Consider the following 19687-nt stretch of genomic DNA (forward strand, 5'->3'; position numbering starts at 1 on the left):
AGCGCGGCAGGGGCGTCAGCGCGGACCGTAGTCCCGCCCGCGTTAGCGCGGCGTGGTCAGTCGATGAATTGCAGCCGCGCCAGTTCCGCATACAGGCCGCCCTGGGCCAGCAGTTCGGCATGGGTGCCCTGGGCGACGATGCGGCCGTGGTCCATCACCACGATGCGGTCGGCCTTGAGCACGGTCGCCAGGCGGTGCGCGATCACCAGCGTGGTGCGCCCGGCCATCAGCCGTTCCAGCGCCTGCTGCACGGCGTGCTCGCTCTGCGCGTCGAGCGCGCTGGTGGCCTCGTCCAGCAGCAGGATGGGCGCGTCCTTGAGCAGGGCGCGGGCGATGGCGATGCGCTGCTGCTGGCCGCCGGACAGGCGCGCGCCGCGCTCGCCCAGTTCGCTGGCGTAGCCGCCCGGCAACTGGCGGATGAACGTATCGGCCTCGGCCGCGCGCGCCGCGGCCTCGACCTCGGCCTCGCTGGCATCGAGCCGGCCGTAGCGGATGTTGTCGGCCGCGCTGGCCGCGAACAGGGTCGGATGTTGCGGCACCAGGCCGATGCCCTCGCGCAGCTGGGCCGGGTCCAGGTCGCGCAGGTCGGCGCCGTCCACCCGCACCGCGCCGGATTGCGGATCGTGGAAGCGCAGCAGCAGCGACAGCACGGTGCTCTTGCCGGCGCCGGAGGGGCCGACCAGGGCCACGCTCTCGCCCGGCCGCACGTGCAGGTCGAAGCCGTCCAGCGCCGGATGGTCGGGGCGCTGCGGATAGCGGAACACCACGTTGTCGAAACGCACCTCGCCGCGCAGCGGCCGCGGCAGCGCGCGCGGCTGCGCCGGGGCCACCACCTCGGGGCGTTCGGCGAACAGCTCGGCGATGCGGCCCATGCCGCCGGCCGCGCGCTGCAGGTCGTTCCAGACTTCGGCCAGCGAGGCCACCGAGCCGCCGCCGAACATCGCATACAGCACAAACTGGCCGAGCGCGCCGGCGCTCAGTTCGCCGGCCGCCACCTCGTGCGCGCCGGACCACAGCACTAGCACGATCGCGCCGAACACCAGCACGATCGCGGTGGCGGTGATCAGCGCCTGCGCGCGCACCCGGCGCCGCGCCACCTCCACCGACAGCGCCAGCGCCTGGCCGAAGCGGCCGCGCTCGTAGGGTTCGCGCGCATGCGCCTGCACCGTGCGCACCGCGCCCAGGGTCTCGGCGGCCAGGGTGTTGGCGTCGGCGACGCGGTCCTGGCTGGCGCGCGAGATCTTCTGCAGGCGGCGCGCGCCGAGCACGATCGGCAACACCGCCAGCGGGATGCCGAGCAGCGCGTAGGCGGCCAGGTGCGGGCTGGTCACGAACAGCATCACGATGCTGCCGACCACCGTCACCGTGCTGCGCAGCGCCACCGACATGGTGCTGCCGATCACCCCGCGCAGCAGCTCGCTGTCGGCCGACAGCCGCGACACCAGTTCGCCGCTGCGGTTGCGGTCGTGGAAGCCGGCGTGCAGGCCGATCAGGTGCGCGTACAGGCGCCCGCGCAGGTCGGCGACGACCTTCTCGCCCAGCAGCGACACGAAGTAGAAGCGCATCGCGGTGGCGATCGCCAGCACCACCGCCACCGCGAACAGCAGCGCGAAGGACTGGTTGATCCGGCCGCCGTCGCTGAAGCCGTGGTCGATCATCTGCCGCACCGCCACCGGCAGGCTCAGCGTCGCGCTGGAGGACACCGCCAGCGCCAGCAGCCAGGCGCAGAACAGGCCGCGCTGGCGCTGCACGAACGGCCACAAAGTGCGCAGGCTGCCGAGCTTGCGCAGCGACTTGGCCTGGTCGGCCGACGGATCGTTCATGCGGGGGAGGATTCCGAGCAGCGGACCCTGTTCCGAGTGGCGTCGCGCAGCCGGGTTTTCAAGGCGTCGAGGCGATCGCTGGGCAGGCGCAGGCGCAGTTCGGCGCCATCGGCGTCGAAGCGTTCATCGAGTTTCTCGGCGGCGCAGGCGCCCAGCGCCGCGTGCACGATGCCCAGATCGTCGAACTCGCAGTGCAGGGTCAGCAGGCTCAGCGCCAGCAGCGGCTGCCGCGGCGCCAGCCGCAGGCACTCGGCGGCGCTGCCACCGTAGGCGCGGACCAGGCCGCCGGCGCCGAGCTTGATGCCGCCGTACCAGCGCGTGACCACCACCGCCACGCGGTCGAAGCCCTGGCCATCGATCGCCGCCAGGATCGGCCTGCCGGCGGTGCCGGCCGGTTCGCCGTCGTCGCTGGAGCGGTACTCGTCGCCGAACCGGTAGGCCCAGCAGTTGTGGGTGGCGTCGGCCACCGCGACCTGCTGCACGAACGCCATTGCCGCATTGGCGTCGGCGATCGGCGCCGCCTGGGCCAGGAAGCGGCTGTGCTTGATGTCCACGCTGTGGCTGACGGGATGGGGGAGCGTATCGGGCATCGGCGCCATTCTAGACGAGGCGCCGCGGCGGGCCACCGATGCCGCCGGTCGGTCGATGCCGTCGCGGTTCGGGTGTGGGATCGATGCCGGCAATGCGCGCTACTCCGGCGCGCGGCTATTCCGGCATCGCGCTCAACGGCGCTCGTCCACCGCTGCGGGCGCAGCGGATCCGGGCGCGGGCGCGGGAAACGCGGGCGCGGCGAACGCCACCGGGTCCAGCGCCGCTTCCGCCGGCAGGGTGCGGGTGTCGCCGTCGCGCAGGAACGCGTAGACCTTGGCGGCGAGCTCGGGCCGGCTGCGCAGCAGGGCGAAGGTGCCGTTGTGTTGCGCGCGATGCAGCACCACGGTGCGGCTGTTGGGGAAGTAGGGCAGCAGCGCCAGGGTGTTCTCCAGCGGCGTGGAGGTGTCCCAGTCGCCCTGCACGAACAGCACCGGGGTCGGGTCCAGCACCGGTGCGCGCAGCGCGTCGCCGGCGTCGGCGGTGGCCCATTCGCCCTTGGTCGCCAGATACGCGGCGAAGTTCCAGCGCCCGAGCAGCGGCAGCGCCGGGTCGCTCCACAGCAGGCGCTTGCGCGGCGCGCTCATGTCCAGGCCGATGTTGATCAGCGGATTGATCAGCGCGCGCGTCTCCGGCGCGCGCCAGGCGATGGCGTCGCGCGCCCAGTCGTCGTAGTGGCCGTGGTAGGCCGAGAGCACGAAGCGCGGGAAGGTCGCGGCGTTCGCGGAGTAGGTGATCAGCGCGAGCTGGTAGTCCTCCAGCCCCAGCGCCACCTGCTGCCGGGTGCCGTCGTGCTCGACCTCCACGCGGACCGACGCGGCGGCCAGGCGCTCCCGCGTCGCCTGCATCGCCGCGATCATGCCGCCGGGGGGCAGGTAAGGCGCCAGCGCGGGCGCCTGGTCGGCTTCGGCGGCGATGCGCTGGAACGCGGCGAACACCTGCGAGGGTTGGTCGTAGCCGGCGTCCAGCGGTTCGGTGGCGGAGATCACCGCGCGCGCCACGCGCCCGGGATGGCGCTTGAGCACCGCGAACGCCCACTGCGAACCGAAGCTGGCGGCGACCAGGCTGATCCTGTCGTAGCCCAGCGCCCTGCGCAGGTCGTCGACGTCGTCGGCGATCTGCGCGATCGAATAGCCGGACAGATCGGCCTGCGGATAGGCGGCCTGCGCGCGCCGCGCCAGGTCGCGGGTGATCGCGATGTCCTGCGCGGTGGTCATCGGCTGGTCCAGCGGCAAGGCCGGCGTGTCCAGTTCCATCCGTTCGCCGCGCAGGGTGTAGCCGCGCTGCTCGACCACCACCAGGTCGGCCACCTCCGCATAGGCCTGCCACGCCTTGACGCGGCGCCTGGCGGTGTCGTCGCGATCGAGCACGATGTCGAGCATCGTCGTGCCCGGCCCGCCCGCCAGCAGGAAGATCGGCGGCGCGCCGCTCGGGCGGCTGGCCTTGACCCGGGCGAAGCCGACCTGGATCGGGCGGCTATCCGGTTTGTCGCGGTTCTCCGGCACCGACAGCGTGCCGATCTCGTAGGGCATCGGCGTGCCGTCGATCGCAGTGGCGAGCGCGTGTTCCATGCTGATGCGCGCAGGCGGCGCGATCGTCTGCGCGTGGCAGGCCAGCGCCCAGCCGAGCAGGACCGCAGGCAGTGCGAGACGGGCAATCGGGCTGCGCATGGCGGGCGTCGCTCGGGACAGAGCGGCAACATCCATCCGCGCCCGGCGACTGTCAAGCGGATCGCCGGGACTGCTGCCGTCGCGGGATGCGGTGGCCGTTTGCCGGGGGCAGGTTGTTCGGCACCTGCGGGCGGATGGGGCCGCGGCTCATCCGGGGGTCTTGCGGTTGCGGGGGCTTACGGGTCCCGGCGGGTTGGCGGTCAGGCCGGGCCCGCTCGGCCTCACACGCGCAGCCGGCGGCGTCCAGCGCGCGGCTCAGTCGAGCAGGGCGCGAAGGTCGTCGGGGATATGCGCGCGCGGATGCGCGTGCTGGAACCGCTGCAGGCTGGCGCGCGCAGCCGCGTGTTCGCCTGCGTCGCGGCGTTCGCGGATGCGTTGCAGCCATTGCCGCCGCGACAGCCGCGCGTCCGCATCCGCGACGGTCTCGAATGCCGCGTCGGCGGGGGACGCGGTCGCGGCGAACGGAATCCTGTCTTCGGCGATCGGCGGCGCGGCGGGCGCCGCAGGCGCTGGCGCTGGCGCGGCCATGAGACCGCCTTCCACGCGTGCGTCGGATGCAGCGGTCTTTGCCTGCGTGCGGGCCGGCGCTTCCCGGCGCGCGCCCAGGGTCTGGTCGCGCTCCTGGACGGTGGAGCGCTGTTCCCACTGTGCGGCCGACTCCTGCTGGGTGCGCGCCGTCGCAGCGTTCGCACGTGCATCCTGCGCGTCCTCCGCGAGCGCGGGCGCGGGCATCGGTGCGGGCGGCGCAGGCGGTGCCGGAGGCGCGATCATCCGCGGTGCCGGCTTCGCTGCGACGACCGGCGCCGGTTCGGCGACGACCTGTGCCGGTGCGGACGCCGCTGTCGGCAGGATTTCCTGCATGGCCTGGGCGCTCGCCGATGGCGGCGGTGGTGCGGGCCGTGCCTGCGCCGCGTCCTTCTGCGCAGCGGCGTCGGTCGGCGGGGCGGGGGTGGCAGGCGCCGGCGCTGGCGCTGCGGATTCTGCCGTCTCCGGGGCCGCAGGCGCCGGCGCTGCGGCCGGCATCGGTACGGGCGCGGGCGGGGTCCGCAGTTGCCAGGCGATGCCGACCGCCAGGGTCAGCGACGCCGCCAGTCCGGTCCAGGCCGGCCAACGCGTGCGACGCCTGGCAACGGTCGACGGTGTCGCGCGCGCCGGCTGCGGCGCCGCGGCGATCGGCGCCGGCCGCACGGCATCGGCACCGGCACCGGCATCGGGTTCGGAGCGCGCATCCCCTTGCGGCACGGCCGCCGGGGCAGGCGCCACCGCAGCACGCGCCGCGGCCAGGATCGCCGCGTCCAGCGCCGCCGACGGCAGCGCCGGCCGGCCCAGGCGCAGGCGTTCGGCGAGGGCGCGTTCTTCCGGGGTCAGCGGCTCGTCGGCGTTCATTCGCCCAGCCTCGCGCGCAGTTTGTCCATCGCATAGCGCAGCCGCGACTTGACCGTCTCGCGGCCGACTCCGGTGATCTGTCCGATCTCCTCCAGGCTCAGTTCCTGTTCCAGGCGCAGCAGCAGCACTTCGCGTTGGTCCTCCGGCAGGTCGTCGAGCGCCAGTTGCAGCTGGCGCCGCTGTTCGAACGCGGACAGCTGCCGCTCCGGGGTATCCGGATCCGGCACGCTGGCGGTGCGCAGGTCGGCGTCGGCCGGCGCGGCCGGGCGGTGCTTGGCCGCGCGCCAGTGGTCGCCGAGCCGATTGTGGGCGATGCGCAGCAGCCAGGTACTGAATGCGGCCTGCGGCTGCCAGCCCTGGCGTGCGGCGATGACCCGCTGCCACACGTCCTGGAACATCTCCTCGGCCAGCGCCACGTCGCGCAGCTGGCGCAGCAGGTAGTGGTAGAGGCGGCCGCGGTGACGCGCGTACAGGGCCTCGAACGCGCCGGCGTCGCCGGCCGCATAGGCCAGCATCAGGGCTTCATCGCTCGTTTCGACCAGGGCGTCCACGGCGGCAAGCCTAAGCGTTCGCCGGCCCGCCGCATAGCGCGGCGTGGGCGAGGTGGCGACGGCCGGGGACGGGAGGGCAGGAGGCATCGTAGACAGTGAACGTACCGGCGGCACGGACGGGGTCATTCGCGCGTGCGCCCGTTCACGCAGAAGGTATGCTGGCGGCAGGGGGAGACGTGGGGCAGGTCCGACGTCATGTAGGAGTTGTTGTCGATGTTCAAGCCGTCCGCGATCGCCCGCCAGGATCAACCCGACGGCCACGCTTCCATACAGACCGCAGCCGCGCTGTGCGGCTTGCTGCCGCCGGGCAGCGATGTGGCCATCGCCTGCGGCGACGGCGCGGTCGGGCGCCTGTTCGGCGCCACGCCGCATGCGCCGGCATGGCTGCCGGCGCTGGTGCTGCGCAGCCTCACCGAAAGCGTGACCGCGCCCGCGCAGGCGCTGCTGCACGTGCTGCGCACGCCGGACGGCGCCTGCGTGGCCGTGGCCGCACGGCTGGAACAGCCGCTGGCCGCGCCGCAGCGCGCGGCCTGGTGCGAGATGGCGGCCGCGTTCGGCCTGGCGCTGCTGGAAACGGAGCGGATGCGCGCGCGCATCGAGGGCCTGGAGAAATCCAAGCAGCTGCAGCAGGCGCTGTACGAGATCGCCGACCTGGCCGGCGCGGACCTGGAAATGGGGCAGATGCTGCAGCACGTGCATTCGGTGCTGGCCTCGCTGATGTACGCGGAGAACTGCTACATCGTCGAGTACGACGAAGAGCAGCAAAGCATGCGTTTCCTGTATTTCTGCGACAAGCACGACGACTTCGTCGCCGACCCGGAGCAGCTGTACTTCCAGCGCGACATGCCCAGCAGCCTCACCTTCGCCCTGCTGCGCCACGGCCAGGCGGTGCGCGGGCCGTCCGAGCAGGTGCGCGAACGCCTGCGGGTGCGCTACGACCGCCGCCATGGGCCGGACAGCAAGGATTGGCTGGGCGTGCCGATGCTGCGCGAGGGCCGCGTCTGCGGCGCGATCGTGGTGCAGAACTACGACCGTGCGATGCACTACACCGACGCCGACCGCGCGCTGCTGGCCTACGTCGCCCAGCACGTGCTGACCGCGATGGACCGGCGCCACGCGCAGGTGCAGCTGGAGCGGCGCGTGCAGCTGCGCACCCAGGAGCTGCAGCGCGCCAACCACGACCTGCAGGACGAGATCCTGGAGCGCAAGCGCGCCGAAACCCTGCAGCTGGCGCTGTTCCGCATCGCCGAGCTGGCGATCCGCTCGGAGAGCCTGCAGCAGTTCTACGCCGAGGTGCATGCCATCGTCGGCGGGCTGATCGATGCGCGCAACCTGTACATCGCCCTGCTGTCCGACGACGGCAAGATGCTGGAATTCGTCTACTCGGTGGACGAGTACAGCCCGCGGCGGCCGCTGCGCCGGCGCGGCAAGGGCCTGACCGAATACGTGATGCGCAAGCGCCAGCCGTCGTTGCTGGGACTGGCGGACATCGAGGCGCTGGTGGCGCAGGGCGAGGTGCAGGAGTACGGCACGCGCTCGCACAGCTGGCTCGGCGTGCCGCTGTTCGACGAGGGCGAGGTGGTCGGCGCGATCGTGGTGCAGAGCTACACCACACAGGTGCGCTTCACCGAATACGACCAGCGCCTGCTGACCTTCGTCGCCCACAACGTCGGCGGCGGCCTGGCGCGGCAACGCGCGCAGGAGCGGCTGCAGCTGGCGCATGCCGAACTGGAGCAGCGCGTGGCCGAGCGCACCCGCGAGCTGGCCGAGGTCAACCAGCAACTGTTGGCGCAGATCGCCGAGCGCTGGCGCGCCGAGCAGCGCCTGACCCACCAGGCGCTGCACGACGCGCTGACCGGGCTGCCGAACCGCTCGCACCTGCTGGACCGGCTCGGCGAAGCGATCAGCCGCGCGCGCAACGGCGACGGCATGTCCTTCGCGGTGCTGTTCCTGGACCTGGACCGCTTCAAGCTGGTCAACGACAGCATCGGCCATGCCGCCGGCGACGAGATGCTGGTGGAGGTGGCCAAGCGCATCGTGTCCACCATCCGCAGCGACGACGTAGTCGCGCGCCTGGGCGGCGACGAGTTCGCGATCCTGGTGCAGTGCGCGGACGGCCTGGAGGGCGCGCGCGAACTGGCGCAGCGCCTGCTCGGCGTGCTCGGCCAGCCGATGTGGGTGGCCGGCCGCGAGCTGTTCCCGTCCGGCAGCCTGGGCATCGCGGCCTGGCATCCGCGCTACAGCAGCGGCGAGGAACTGCTGCGCGACGCGGACGCGGCGATGTACCGGGCCAAGGCGCAGACCCAGGACCGCTGCGCGGTGTTCGACGAGGCGATGCGCGAGGCGGCGCTGCGCAGCCTGGACCTGGAGGCGGACCTGCGGCGGGCGATCAAGAACGGCGACTTCGAGCCGTTCTATCAGCCGATCGTGCGCCTGGGCGACGGCCAGGTGACCGGCCACGAGGCGCTGCTGCGCTGGCGTCACGAGAGCCGCGGACTATTGGTGCCCAGCCAGTTCATCGATCTGGGCGAGGACAGCGGGCTGATCGAGCAGGTGGACTGGCTGCTGTACGAGCAGGTGATCCAGCGCCTGGCCCGGGGCGGCGACGGCTACGTCTCGGTCAACGTGTCGCCGCGGCATTTCCGTTCACCGGACTTCACCGATCGGCTGTTCGGCCTGATCGATACCGCCGGTGCCGATCCGCGGCGCTTGCGGGTGGAGATCACGGAGGTGGCGCTGCTCGACGATGCGCCGCGGACGTTGACGATCCTGCAGGCGCTGCGCGAGCGGGGGGTGTTGGCGCAGTTGGACGATTTCGGCACGGGATTCTCGGCCTTGTCGTATCTGCATCGGTTTCCGATCTCGGCGCTGAAGATCGACCAGAGTTTCGTGGCCGGGCTGCATGGGGACAGCGGGACCGGCAGTTACGCGCTGGTGCGCAGCATCCTGGCGTTGGCCGGTACGCTGGGGATCGAGACGATCGGGGAAGGGATCGAGACGGAGCAGCAGTTGGCGACGTTGCGCGAGTTGGGGTGCGATTATGGGCAGGGGTATCTGTTGGGGCGGCCTGCGCAGCACGATTGATGGTGGCGCCTGTTGGTCCTGAAGGCGGCGCGCTTCGCTGGCCGGCGGACGAAGCATGCGGCGCCGCAGGTTCCGCGCGCCTGGCCGCGCGACCGGGTGGCCGCGGGCATGGGAGCGCCGCCAGGCGGTTTCAACGCAATGCGGTGCGGCGCTTTTCGTCGATCCACTTCGAGGCTTGCGCCGGGGTGTAGTCGTGCATCCACGCCAGCATCGCGTCGAGGTCGTTGCCGTACCACAGGTCGGCGCGCTGGTCCGGGTGCAGGAAGCGTTCGGCGACCATGCGGTCGATCATGCCGATCAGCGGGGCGTAGAAGTCTTCCACGTCCAGGAACGCGCAGGGCTTGTTGCCGATGCCGAGCTGGCGCCAGGTCAGCATCTCGAAGATCTCTTCCATGGTGCCGAAGCCGCCGGGCAGGGCGACGAAGCCGTCGGACAGGTCGAACATGCGCGACTTGCGCTCGTGCATCGAACCGACGATTTCCAGTTCGGTCAGCCCGCGGTGCGCCACTTCCCAGTCGGCCAGTTGCTTGGGGATCACCCCGGTGACCTGGCCGCCGGCGGCGAGCACCGCATTGGCCACGGTGCCCATCAGCCCGACGTTGCCGCCGCCGTAGACCAGGCGCAGGCCCTGCTCGGCGATGCGCGTGCCCAGCGCAGTGGCGCGCTCGGCGTAGGCGGGCTTGTTGCCGGCGTTGGAACCGCAGTAGACGCAGATGCTCTTCATTGGGCTGGGATTCGGGAGTGGGGAATGGGGAGTCGTAGAAGCGGGGTGCTGCCTGTGCGAGCGTTGCGAGGCAGGGCGTTATCAATCACTTGATGCCATATCGGCGATCCGCAAAGCACAACGCCGGGCTCTCGCCCGGCGCCGCGCCGTTGCCGGGACTGGAAAGGGGAAAGGAGCCGCCTTTGCGAATCCCCACTCCCCACTCCCGAATCCCGGCCTCAATTGGCCTTGTGGATCGCCCGCTTGCTCACCGCCATCGCCGCGTCGTGGATCGCTTCGGACAGGGTCGGGTGGGCGTGGCAGATGCGCGCCAGGTCGTCGGCCGAGCCGTTGAACTCCATCGCCAGCACGCCTTCGTGGACCAGCTCGGAAACGCCGACGCCGACCAGGTGCAGGCCCAGCACGCGGTCGGTCTCGGCATGCGCGATGACCTTGGCGAAGCCGGCCGGCTCGCCCATCGCCACCGCGCGGCCGATCGCCGCGAACGGGAAGCTGCCGGTCTTGTAGGGCACGCCCTCGGCCTTGAGCTGCTGCTCGGTCTTGCCGACCCAGGCGATTTCCGGCTCGGTGTAGATGACCCACGGGATCGTGTCGAAGTTGACGTGGCCGGGCAGGCCGGCGATCAGTTCGGCGACCGCGATGCCTTCCTCGAAGCCCTTGTGCGCCAGCATCGGCCCGCGCACGCAGTCGCCGATCGCCCACACGCCGTCGACGCCGGTGTGGCAGTGTTCGTCGACCTCGATCTGGCCGCGCTCGTTGACCTTGACGCCGGTGCCCTCGGCCAGCAGGCCGCGGGTCGCGGCGCGGCGGCCGACGGCCACCAGCAGCTTGTCCACGGTCAGGCTCTTCTCGCCTTCGCCGTCGGCGTAGCTGACCACCACTTCCTTCTTCTTGCCCTTGCCGACGATCTCGGTCTTGGAGACCTTGGCGCCGAGATGGATGTCCAGGCCCTGCTTCTTGAATTCCTTCAGCGCGGCCTTGGCCACTTCGGCGTCGGCGGCGGCCAGGAAGTCGGGCAGCGCTTCGAGGATGGTGACCTCGGCGCCCAGGCGCTTCCACACGCTGCCCAGCTCCAGGCCGATCACGCCGGCGCCGATCACCGCCAGGCGCTTGGGCACTTCGGTGAAGTCGAGCGCGCCGACGTTGTCGACGATGGCGTCGCCGTCGAACTTGGCGAACGGCAGTTCGATCGAATCCGAACCGGCGGCGATGATCACGTTGGTGCCCTTGAGCGCGACCTCGCTGCCGTCGTGCTGCTTGACCTTGACCACGTTGCCCGGCTGCAGTTCGCCGAAGCCGTAGTACGGGGTGATCTTGTTCGCCTTGAACAGCATCGCGATGCCGCCGGTGAACTGTTTGACGATCTTGTCCTTGCGCCCGACCATCGCCTCGACGTCGATCTTGGCGTCCTTGAAGCTGATGCCGTGCTCGCCGAACAGGTGGCCCATGTTCCAGAACTGGCGCGAGGAATCCAGCAGCGCCTTGGACGGGATGCAGCCCACGCGCAGGCAGGTGCCGCCCAGCGCCGGCTTGCCGTCCTTGCCCAGCGCCGCGTCGATGCACGCGGTCTTCAGGCCCAGCTGGGCGGCGCGGATGGCGGCGTGGTAGCCGGCCGGGCCGGCTCCGATGACGACGACGTCGAATTGTTCTTGTTCGCTCATTCTTCGCTCACGAGATTAGGGATTCGGGATTGGGGATTCGCAAGAAGCAGGATGCTCGGGACCGGGACGCTCTCGCTAATCCCGAATCCCGAATCACCAATCCCGGCTTTCATCACAGGCCAAACAGCATCCGGCCCGGGTTTTCCAGCTGGTTCTTGATGTCGACCAGGAACTGCACCGAGTCCTTGCCGTCGATGATGCGGTGGTCGTAGGACAGCGCCAGGTACATCATCGGCGCGATCACGACCTGGCCGTTCTCGGCGATCGGACGCTCCTTGATCGCGTGCATGCCCAGGATCGCGCTCTGCGGCGGGTTGATGATCGGCGTGGACAGCAGCGAGCCGAAGGTGCCGCCGTTGGTCACGGTGAAGGTGCCGCCCTGCAGTTCTTCCAGGCTCAGCTTGCCGTCGCGCGCCTTCTTGGCGTAGTCGGCGATGCCCTTCTCGATGTCGGCGAACGACTGCCGCTCGACGTTGCGCAGCACCGGCGTGACCAGGCCCTTCTCGGTCGAGACCGCGATCGAGATGTCGCTGTAGCCGTGATAGATGATGTCCTCGCCGTCGATCGAGGCGTTGACCAGCGGGAAGCGCTGCAGCGCGTTGGCGGCGGCCTTGACGAAGAAGCTCATGAAGCCGAGCTTGATGCCGTGCGCCTTCTGGAACTCGTCCTGCAGCTCCTTGCGCGCGGCCGAGACCTTGGCCAGGTTGACCTCGTTGAAGGTGGTCAGCATCGCGGTCGAGTTCTTCGACTGCATCAGGCGCTCGGCGATGCGCTTGCGCACGCGGGTCATCGCCACGCGCTCTTCCGGACGCGCGCCGGCGGCCTTGCCGGCGCCGCCGTTCTTGGCGTAGTTGAGGATGTCTTCCTTGGTCACCGCGCCGCGGCGGCCGGTGCCGTCGACCTGGGCCGGATCCACGCCTTCGGTGATGGCCGAGAAGCGCGCGCCCGGGGGCAGGCTGGAGACGTCGCCGGCGGCCTTGGCCGACTCGACCTTGGCGGCCTTCGGCGCTTCGGCCGCGGCGGCGGCTTTCGGGGCCTCCGGCGTCGGCGCGTCGGCGACCTTGGCCTCGGCCGCGGCCGGAGCCGCGGCGGCGCTGGCGCCTTCCTCGATGATCGCCAGGATCTGCGAGCTGGTCACGGTGGCGCCGGCCTCGAACTTGATCTCCTTCAGCACGCCGTCGACCGGGGAGGGCACTTCCAGCACGACCTTGTCGGTCTCCAGGTCCACCAGGTTCTCGTCGCGCTTGACCGCGTCGCCGGCTTTCTTGTGCCAGCTGGCGATGGTGGCATCGGATACGGATTCGGGCAGTACCGGAACTTTGACTTCGGTGGCCATTGCAGAGGGCGTCCTAGTGGTGTCTTTTGGAAGGTGAAGGAGGTTTATTCAGCGACTTGGTCGTTGAACGGATTCAATAGCGCATCGGCGACCAGCTTCAGCTGCTCCTCCAGATGCTCGGCGAAATGGCCGGCAGCGGGAGACGGCGAGCGCGGGCGGCCGGCGTAGTGCAGGCTCTGCCCGTCGGCCAGGCAGGCCTGCAGGTGGTGCTTGATCTGGTACCAGGCGCCCTGGTTCTGCGGTTCTTCCTGGCACCAGACCAGGTCGGTGGCGTTGCCGTAGCGCTTGAGTTCGGCTGACAGCAGCTCGCGCGGGAACGGGTACAGCTGTTCCACGCGCAGGATCGCCACGTCGTCCTGGCCGCGCTTGGTCTGGTCCTCGAGCAGGTCGTAGTAGACCTTGCCCGAGCAGGCCACGACGCGCTTGACCAGCTTCGGATCGGCCTTGGCATCCGGGATCAGGTGCTGGAACTCGCCATCGGCCAGTTCTTCCAGGGTCGACACCGCCAGCTTGTGGCGCAGCAGCGACTTGGGCGTCATCACCACCAGCGGCTTGCGCGTGGACATGCGCATCTGCCGGCGGATCATGTGGAACGCTTGCGCCGGGGTGGTCGGCACGCACACCAGCATGTTCTCCAGCGCGCACAGCTGCAGGAAGCGCTCCAGGCGCGCGGAGCTGTGCTCCGGGCCTTGCCCCTCGTAGCCGTGCGGCAGGAACAGCGACAGGCCGCTGATGCGTCCCCACTTGGCCTCGCCGGCGGCGATGAACTGGTCGATCACCACCTGCGCGCCGTTGGCGAAGTCGCCGAACTGCGCTTCCCAGATGCACAGCGCGTTGGGATCGGTGGTCGAATAGCCGTACTCGAAGCCCATCACCGCTTCCTCGCTGAGCAGCGAGTCGATCACGGTGGCGTCTTCCGGGTTCTCGACCAGCTGGCGCAGCGGCAGGTAGTAGCTGTCGGTCTTCTGGTCGTGCAGGATCGCGTGGCGGTGGAAGAAGGTGCCGCGGCCGGCGTCCTGGCCGACCAGGCGCAGCTTGTGGCCCTCGCCGAGCAGGGTGGCGTAGGCCAGGTTCTCGGCGAAGCCCCAGTCGCCCGGCAGGTCGCCGGCGGCCATCTTGACCCGGTCCTCGTAGATCTTGGCCACGCGCGGGTGCAGTTCCACGCCGGCCGGGATCGTGGTGATGATCTTGGCCAGCTGGTCCAGGGTCTTGCGCTTGACCGTGGTGTCGACCTTGTCGGCGAGCTTGCCGGACAGGTAGTTGCTCCAGTCGATGGCGAAGTCGTCCGGCTTGCGGGTCGCCAGCTCGGTGGTGTACTCGCCCGAATCGAGCTTGTTGCGGTAGCTGTCGACCAGCGCCTGCGCCTCACCCGGCTGGATCACGCCCTCGCTTTCCAGCTGCGCGGCGTACAGCTCGCGGGTGGTCTTGTGCTTGCGGATGGTCTGGTACATCACCGGCTGCGTCGCCGCCGGCTCGTCGGCCTCGTTGTGGCCCCAGCGGCGGTAGCAGACCAGGTCGATGACCACGTCCTTCTTGAACTGCTGGCGGAAGTCGTAGGCCAGGTTGGCCACGAACGCCACCGCGTCCGGATCGTCGCCGTTCACGTGGAACACCGGCGCGCCGATCATCTTCGCCACGTCGGTGCAGTACAGCGTGGAGCGGGCGTCGTCGCGGGCGCTGGTGGTGAAGCCGATCTGGTTGTTGACCACGATGTGCACGGTGCCGCCGACCGCGAAGCCGCGCGCCTGCGACATCTGGAACAGCTCCATCACCACGCCCTGGCCGGCGAACGCGGCGTCGCCGTGGATCACCACCGGCAGCACCGTCTTGCGCGCGGCGTCGCCGTAGCGTTCCTGGCGCGAGCGCACGCTGCCGACCACGACCGGGTCGACGATCTCCAGGTGCGAGGGGTTGAACGCCAGCGCCAGGTGCACCGACTTGCCGTCGGCCACCGCCACGTCGGCGGAGAAGCCCATGTGGTACTTGACGTCGCCGGTGTGGGCGCGGTCGTCGTGGGCGTGCTCGAACTTGCCCTCGAACTCGTCGAACAGCTTGCGCGGGTTCTTGCCCAGGGTGTTGACCAGCACGTTGAGGCGGCCGCGGTGGGCCATGCCGACCACGATGTCCTTGACCGCATCGGCGCCGGCGCGGCGCACCACCACGTCCATCATCGGGATCAGCGCATCGCCGCCTTCCAGCGAGAAGCGCTTCTGGCCGACGTACTTGGTGTGCAGGTAGCGCTCCAGGCCCTCGGCGGCGGTGATCCGCTCCAGCGTGCGGCGGCGGCTGTCGGCGTCGGCGGCGATGTTGCCGCCGGCGTTCTCCAGGCGCTGGTAGATCCACTGGCGCTGCTCGAATTCGGAGATGTGCATGAACTCGGCGCCGATCGACCCGGTGTAGGTCGCCTTCAGCCGCGCCAGCAGGTCGCGCAGCTTCATCCGCGGCTGGCCGCCGAGGCCGCCGGTGCTGAACTCGCTGCCCAGGTCGCTTTCCGACAGGCTGTGGAACGGCAGGCCCAGGTCCGGCGGGTTCACCGGCGGGGTCAGGCCCAGCGGGTCCAGGCGCGCGCCGAGGTGGCCGCGCGAGCGGTAGGCGGTGATCAGGCGGCCGACATGGCGCTCGCGCTCGTCGCCGCCCGGGCTGGTGCCGCTGTTGGCGGCCTGGCGCGCGGCGCTGGCGATGTGGGCGATGACCGCCGAGTGGGGCACGTCACCGGCATCGCGGCCCTGGAAGCCGTCGAAGTAGGTTTTCCACTTGGGGTCGATGCTGTCGGGAGAGACCAGGTACTGCTCGTACAGGTCTTCGATATAGGCGGCATTGCCGCCGGCGAGTTGCGATGACTGCGCAAACTGCTTTAGGAGATTGTCCACGATGGTGGGGTCGGGTCGCTTTGTGGGTTGGCTTGCGATAGGAACCGGCGGGCGCGTGGCCTGCGCGGGCGTAATCAAGCGAAAAAATTATACCCCCATGAGCCAGCCGGGGTGTGCATTTCGGATACACAGGGGCTACGCAGGGTTCATCCATCGCGCCATGGCGGCGACGGCGCGCCGCTACCAGCCCAGCGCGCGCAGCTCCGTGCAGTCGCGCGAGCGCTCCCAGACCCGCGCGAAGGCCTCGCGCAGCTGGCGCGCGCGGCCGCCGCCGAGCAGGTCGGTCTCGCCGTCGTAACGGTGACCCAGCGCACGGAAGTAGTAGCCGCCGCCGTCGTTGACTAGGTAGGCCGCGGCGTAGCCCTGGTCGACCGGATCGACCACTTCGCGAAACGCGAACACGCTGGGCAGGCGTTGCGCCAGGGCCAGCAGCGGCGCGCCGGCGCGCTGCGGGGCGGCCGCGTCGTGCAGCAGCACGCGCACCTGCTTGTCGTGCGCGGCCACCGCGAAGCGGCGCAGCTGGTCGAGCAGCGGCGGGCTGTCCAGCAGACCCGGGTCCAGCGCGCGGCTGTAGATCAGCAACTGGCGCCGCGCCTGCGCGACCAGCGCGGCGCTGGCGGCGATCGCCGCGGCCGCATCCTCCACCGCGGCGGCGCCATCGAGCACGCGCCGCATCGGTTGCCGTTCGCTGCCGTCGGCGCCGGCGCTGCGCGCGCCGACCGGCAGGAAGCCGTGCCGCGCGTAGAAGGGGAGCGTGGCCGGCGGCGCCTGCAGGTCCAGCCGCGGCCAGCGCCGGCGCCGCGCTTCCTCGATCAGTGCGGCCAGCAGCGCGCCGCCGATGCCGCGGCCGCGCCAGGCCGGCAACACCGCCATGCAGCCGATGCGCTGGTCGGGACTCAGCCGCGCGCTGCCGAGCGGCTGGCCGTCGTCGGCGCTGGCCAGCACGTGGTGGCTCAGCGCATCCAGCGCCGCCTCGGCAGGCGCCTGCGCCAGCGGCAGGCCGGCCTGCGCGCGCAGCGCCTGCAGTTCGCCCGCCTGGCGGGCCGGGTCCAGCGTATCGATGCGCAAGCCGGGGACGGTGGGCATGGCGGCGGTTCAATCCTGGGCGTTGGCGTCCTCGCCGTGATCGTCGCCGTCGTCGCCGGTCTCGTCCAGCGGTTGGTAGAAGCCGGCCTCGACCAGCTGCAGCAACGTCTCGCGGCCGGCGGCGGACAGCGCCGCGTAGTCGGCGCCGTCGAGGTGGTCGGCCGCGGCCAGGCGCCGCGCGTCCTTGAGCGGCAGCGCGAATTCCAGGCCGCTGCAGAACAGGGTGGCGCCGCGCGTGGCCCGGCGCCAGGCCGGACGCGCCCAGGGATGGCGCTGCAGGACCAGGCCCTGTTCCAGCGCCGCGGCCACTTCCTGGGCGGCCGGCGGGTTGGCCGGCGGCAGGATCTCGCCGGCGGCGCGGTAGGTGGTGATGAAGCGGCCGAACCAGGCGCCGAGCCGGTCGGGGTCGTTCATGCGCAGCGCGTTCAGCGCCTCGACCACGCGGCCCATTGCCGCCGCGTCGATCTCGTACGGGTCGGCCGGCACCTGCAGGTCCTCGTCGTGGTAGCGCAGCGCCTCGTCGGCGCCGTCGATCAAGGTGTCCAGGTAGTCGCCGATCAGCTCGGCCGAGGACGGGGCGCGCATGCCCACCGAGAAGGTCAGGCAGGCGTCCTCGGCGACGCCGTGGTGCGGCACCAGCGGCGGCAGGTACAGCATGTCGCCGGGGCCGAGCACCCAGTCGTGGGTCGGGGTGAATTCGCGCAGCAGCTTCAGCTCCACGTCCTCGCGGAACCCGGTCGGCGGCGCCTTGCGGCCCATGGAGGCGCTGGCGTCGATCTGCCAGCGGCGGTGGCCGTGCGCCTGCAGCAGGAACACGTCGTAGTGGTCCACGTGCGCGCCGACCGAGCCGCCCGGCGCGGCGAAGCTGACCATCACGTCGTCCACGCGCCAGCGCGGCAGGAAGCGGAACTGCTCGAGCAGCGCGCGCACGTCCGGGTCCCACTTGTCGACGTCCTGCACCAGCAGGGTCCAATCGTGGTCGGGCATGCCGGGGAATTCGCTTTCCTCGAACGGGCCGCTGCGCACGCTCCAGCGGTCGGCGGCGCGGTCGTGCACGATCAGCCGCGACAGCGCGGCCTCCTCGCAGGCCAGCCCGGCCAGGTCGCCCGGCTCCAGCGGCGAGACGAAGCCGGGAAAGGCGTCGCGAATCAGCAGCGGGCGCTTGTGCCAGTAGTCGCGCAGGAAGGTCGCCGCCGGCATGCCCAGCGGGTGCTGCCGGGTGGCGTCGACGTCGATCGGGAAGGTGGCGGGTTTCTTCATGGGCATGCGGTCCGGCAGGGGAGACCGGCAACGGCGCCGGCGATGCCCGCCATTGTCGCCCAGCCGGCCGCGCGCCGGGTTGTGCGTGCGCATTGCGCTCGGCGCGGCGATATGTCTGCGCAGGACCGGCGCCGCACGGCCGCCGGGATTCCGCGCGGGCGCGTTCGCCGGCCCGGGCGGCCTGCCGCCGCTGCCTGCGCCGCGGATGCGGCGGCGCAGGATCCGCAACGTGGGTGGCGATGCCGCGGCGTCGCCGCGGCCTGGGTCAGATCGCGCGCGCCAGGCGCTCGGCCAGGCCGGTGTAGCCGCCCGGGGTCAGCGCACGCAGGCGCTGCTTGGCGTCCTCGGGCAGGTCCAGGCTCTCGACGAAGGCCTGCATCGAGGCGGCGGTGATGCCCTGGCCGCGGGTCAGCGCCTTGAGCTGTTCGTAGGGGTTGGGCAGGCCGTGGCGGCGCATCACCGTCTGCACGGCCTCGGCCAGCACTTCCCAGGCCGCGTCCAGGTCGGCGTCCAGGCGCTCCGGGTTCACCGTCAGCTTGCCCAGGCCCTTGGCCAGCGAATCCAGCGCCACCTGGGTGTGGCCGAACGCGGTGCCGAGCGCGCGCAGCACGGTGGAATCGGTCAGGTCGCGCTGCCAGCGGCTGATCGGCAGCTTGGCGCTGAAATGCTCGAACAGCGCGTTGGCGATGCCGAAGTTGCCTTCGGCGTTCTCGAAGTCGATCGGGTTGACCTTGTGCGGCATGGTCGAGGAGCCGACTTCGCCGTCCTTGAGCTTCTGCTTGAAGTAGCCCAGCGAGATGTAGCCCCAGATGTCGCGGGCCAGGTCGACCAGGATGGTGTTGGCGCGGCGGGTGGCGTCGCCGAGTTCGGCGACGTTGTCGTGCGGCTCGATCTGGGTGGTGTAGGGGTTGAACACCAGGCCCAGGCCCTCCACGAAGCGCTGCGCGAACGCCGGCCAGTCCACGTCCGGGTAGCTGGCCACGTGCGCGTTGTAGTTGCCGACCGCGCCGTTGATCTTGCCGGTCAGCTCGACCGCGGCGATCTGCCGGCGCTGCCGTTCCAGGCGCGCGACGACGTTGGCGATCTCCTTGCCCAGCGTGGTCGGCGAGGCGGTCTGGCCGTGGGTGCGCGACAGCATCGGCTGCGCGGCCTGGGCGTGGGCCAGCGTACGCAGGGTGGCGACCACGCCGTCCAGCGTCGGCAGCAGCACCTCGCGCCGGGCCTGCTCCAGCATCAGCCCGTAGCTGAGGTTGTTGATGTCCTCGCTGGTGCAGGCGAAATGCACGAATTCCAGCGCCGGGCCGAGTTCGGCATCGTCCTTGAGCTGCTCCTTGATGAAGTACTCCACCGCCTTGACGTCGTGGTTGGTGGTGCGCTCGATCTGCTTGACCCGGGCCGCGTGCTCGACGCCGAAGCCGTCGGCCAGCGCGCGCAGCCGCTGCGTGGCGGTCGGCGAGAACGCGGCCAGCTCGGCGATGCCCGGCTCGGCGCCCAGCGCCAGCAGCCATTCGATCTCCACCTTCACCCGCGCCCTGATCAGGCCGTATTCGGAGAAGATCGGCCGCAGGGCATCGACCTTGCCGGCGTAGCGGCCATCGAGCGGGGACAGGGCGAGCAGGGCGGAATCCGACATGGGCAGGGGCAGGGC

The 19687-nt window shown here is 70.9% G+C and carries 13 protein-coding genes; 1 reads left to right on the forward strand and 12 read right to left on the reverse strand.

What is annotated here, in order from left to right:
- Nucleotides 1-56: 56 nt before the first annotated feature.
- From OCJ37_RS08910 to OCJ37_RS08930, 5 genes are all read right to left on the reverse strand, one after another.
- Nucleotides 57-1823, reverse strand: a complete 1767-nt coding sequence (locus OCJ37_RS08910) for an ABC transporter transmembrane domain-containing protein (protein WP_263113285.1) — start codon at nucleotides 1821-1823, stop codon at nucleotides 57-59.
- Nucleotides 1820-2413, reverse strand: a complete 594-nt coding sequence (locus OCJ37_RS08915; protein WP_263113286.1) for an IMPACT family protein — start codon at nucleotides 2411-2413, stop codon at nucleotides 1820-1822. The genes OCJ37_RS08910 and OCJ37_RS08915 overlap by 4 nt, the downstream gene beginning before the upstream one ends.
- A gap of 132 nt (nucleotides 2414-2545) precedes the next feature.
- On the reverse strand, nucleotides 2546-4081 hold the full coding sequence (locus tag OCJ37_RS08920) for an alpha/beta hydrolase (RefSeq protein ID WP_263113287.1): 1536 nt from the start codon (nucleotides 4079-4081) through the stop codon (nucleotides 2546-2548).
- 255 nt (nucleotides 4082-4336) lie between these two features.
- The gene (locus tag OCJ37_RS08925; protein ID WP_263113288.1) at nucleotides 4337-5467 is read right to left on the reverse strand and encodes a hypothetical protein; all 1131 of its coding nucleotides are present in this window, start codon (nucleotides 5465-5467) and stop codon (nucleotides 4337-4339) included.
- Nucleotides 5464-6018: an RNA polymerase sigma factor gene (locus OCJ37_RS08930; protein WP_263113289.1), complete on the reverse strand. Its 555-nt coding sequence runs from the start codon at nucleotides 6016-6018 to the stop codon at nucleotides 5464-5466. The genes OCJ37_RS08925 and OCJ37_RS08930 overlap by 4 nt, the downstream gene beginning before the upstream one ends.
- A gap of 213 nt (nucleotides 6019-6231) precedes the next feature.
- Between OCJ37_RS08930 and OCJ37_RS08935 the strand changes: the two genes are divergently transcribed.
- Nucleotides 6232-9102: a bifunctional diguanylate cyclase/phosphodiesterase gene (locus OCJ37_RS08935; protein WP_263113290.1), complete on the forward strand. Its 2871-nt coding sequence runs from the start codon at nucleotides 6232-6234 to the stop codon at nucleotides 9100-9102.
- 130 nt (nucleotides 9103-9232) lie between these two features.
- On the opposite strand, the gene OCJ37_RS08940 is transcribed toward OCJ37_RS08935, so the two are convergent.
- The 7 genes from OCJ37_RS08940 to purB all read right to left on the reverse strand — a co-directional run bounded on the left by OCJ37_RS08940 (nucleotide 9233) and on the right by purB (nucleotide 19672).
- A complete protein-coding gene (locus tag OCJ37_RS08940; RefSeq protein WP_263113291.1) occupies nucleotides 9233-9826 on the reverse strand; it encodes an LOG family protein in 594 nt (197 codons plus the stop codon).
- Between the two features lie 218 nt (nucleotides 9827-10044).
- Nucleotides 10045-11487, reverse strand: coding sequence for a dihydrolipoyl dehydrogenase (lpdA, locus tag OCJ37_RS08945; protein ID WP_263113292.1), 1443 nt, complete (start codon nucleotides 11485-11487; stop codon nucleotides 10045-10047).
- A gap of 112 nt (nucleotides 11488-11599) precedes the next feature.
- Nucleotides 11600-12823 carry a dihydrolipoyllysine-residue succinyltransferase gene (sucB, locus tag OCJ37_RS08950; protein WP_263113293.1) on the reverse strand — a complete coding sequence of 408 codons (1224 nt, stop codon included), beginning with the start codon at nucleotides 12821-12823 and terminating at the stop codon, nucleotides 11600-11602.
- 44 nt (nucleotides 12824-12867) lie between these two features.
- Nucleotides 12868-15693 carry a 2-oxoglutarate dehydrogenase E1 component gene (locus OCJ37_RS08955; RefSeq protein ID WP_263113294.1) on the reverse strand — a complete coding sequence of 942 codons (2826 nt, stop codon included), beginning with the start codon at nucleotides 15691-15693 and terminating at the stop codon, nucleotides 12868-12870.
- 180 nt (nucleotides 15694-15873) lie between these two features.
- Entirely contained in the window at nucleotides 15874-16779 is a 906-nt protein-coding gene (locus OCJ37_RS08960; RefSeq protein WP_263113295.1) for a GNAT family N-acetyltransferase, read from the reverse strand.
- 9 nt (nucleotides 16780-16788) lie between these two features.
- On the reverse strand, nucleotides 16789-18045 hold the full coding sequence (locus OCJ37_RS08965; protein ID WP_263113296.1) for a ribosomal protein uL16 3-hydroxylase: 1257 nt from the start codon (nucleotides 18043-18045) through the stop codon (nucleotides 16789-16791).
- Nucleotides 18046-18304: 259 nt separating this feature from the next.
- The gene (purB, locus tag OCJ37_RS08970) at nucleotides 18305-19672 is read right to left on the reverse strand and encodes an adenylosuccinate lyase (protein ID WP_263113297.1); all 1368 of its coding nucleotides are present in this window, start codon (nucleotides 19670-19672) and stop codon (nucleotides 18305-18307) included.
- Nucleotides 19673-19687 lie beyond the last annotated feature (15 nt).

The organism is Xanthomonas sp. AM6, assembly GCF_025665335.1.
GTDB lineage: Bacteria > Pseudomonadota > Gammaproteobacteria > Xanthomonadales > Xanthomonadaceae > Xanthomonas_A.

Excerpts from the sequence above, each read along its gene's own strand:
- OCJ37_RS08910 (WP_263113285.1), bottom strand. The coding sequence starts at position 1,823 with ATGAACGATCCGTCGGCCGACCAGGCCAAGTCGCTGCGCAAGCTCGGC.
- OCJ37_RS08915 (WP_263113286.1), bottom strand. The coding sequence starts at position 2,413 with ATGCCCGATACGCTCCCCCATCCCGTCAGCCACAGCGTGGACATCAAG.
- OCJ37_RS08920 (WP_263113287.1), bottom strand. The coding sequence starts at position 4,081 with ATGCGCAGCCCGATTGCCCGTCTCGCACTGCCTGCGGTCCTGCTCGGC.
- OCJ37_RS08925 (WP_263113288.1), bottom strand. The coding sequence starts at position 5,467 with ATGAACGCCGACGAGCCGCTGACCCCGGAAGAACGCGCCCTCGCCGAA.
- OCJ37_RS08935 (WP_263113290.1), top strand. The coding sequence starts at position 6,232 with ATGTTCAAGCCGTCCGCGATCGCCCGCCAGGATCAACCCGACGGCCAC.
- OCJ37_RS08940 (WP_263113291.1), bottom strand. The coding sequence starts at position 9,826 with ATGAAGAGCATCTGCGTCTACTGCGGTTCCAACGCCGGCAACAAGCCC.
- lpdA (WP_263113292.1), bottom strand. The coding sequence starts at position 11,487 with ATGAGCGAACAAGAACAATTCGACGTCGTCGTCATCGGAGCCGGCCCG.
- sucB (WP_263113293.1), bottom strand. The coding sequence starts at position 12,823 with ATGGCCACCGAAGTCAAAGTTCCGGTACTGCCCGAATCCGTATCCGAT.
- OCJ37_RS08960 (WP_263113295.1), bottom strand. The coding sequence starts at position 16,779 with ATGCCCACCGTCCCCGGCTTGCGCATCGATACGCTGGACCCGGCCCGC.
- OCJ37_RS08965 (WP_263113296.1), bottom strand. The coding sequence starts at position 18,045 with ATGCCCATGAAGAAACCCGCCACCTTCCCGATCGACGTCGACGCCACC.
- purB (WP_263113297.1), bottom strand. The coding sequence starts at position 19,672 with ATGTCGGATTCCGCCCTGCTCGCCCTGTCCCCGCTCGATGGCCGCTAC.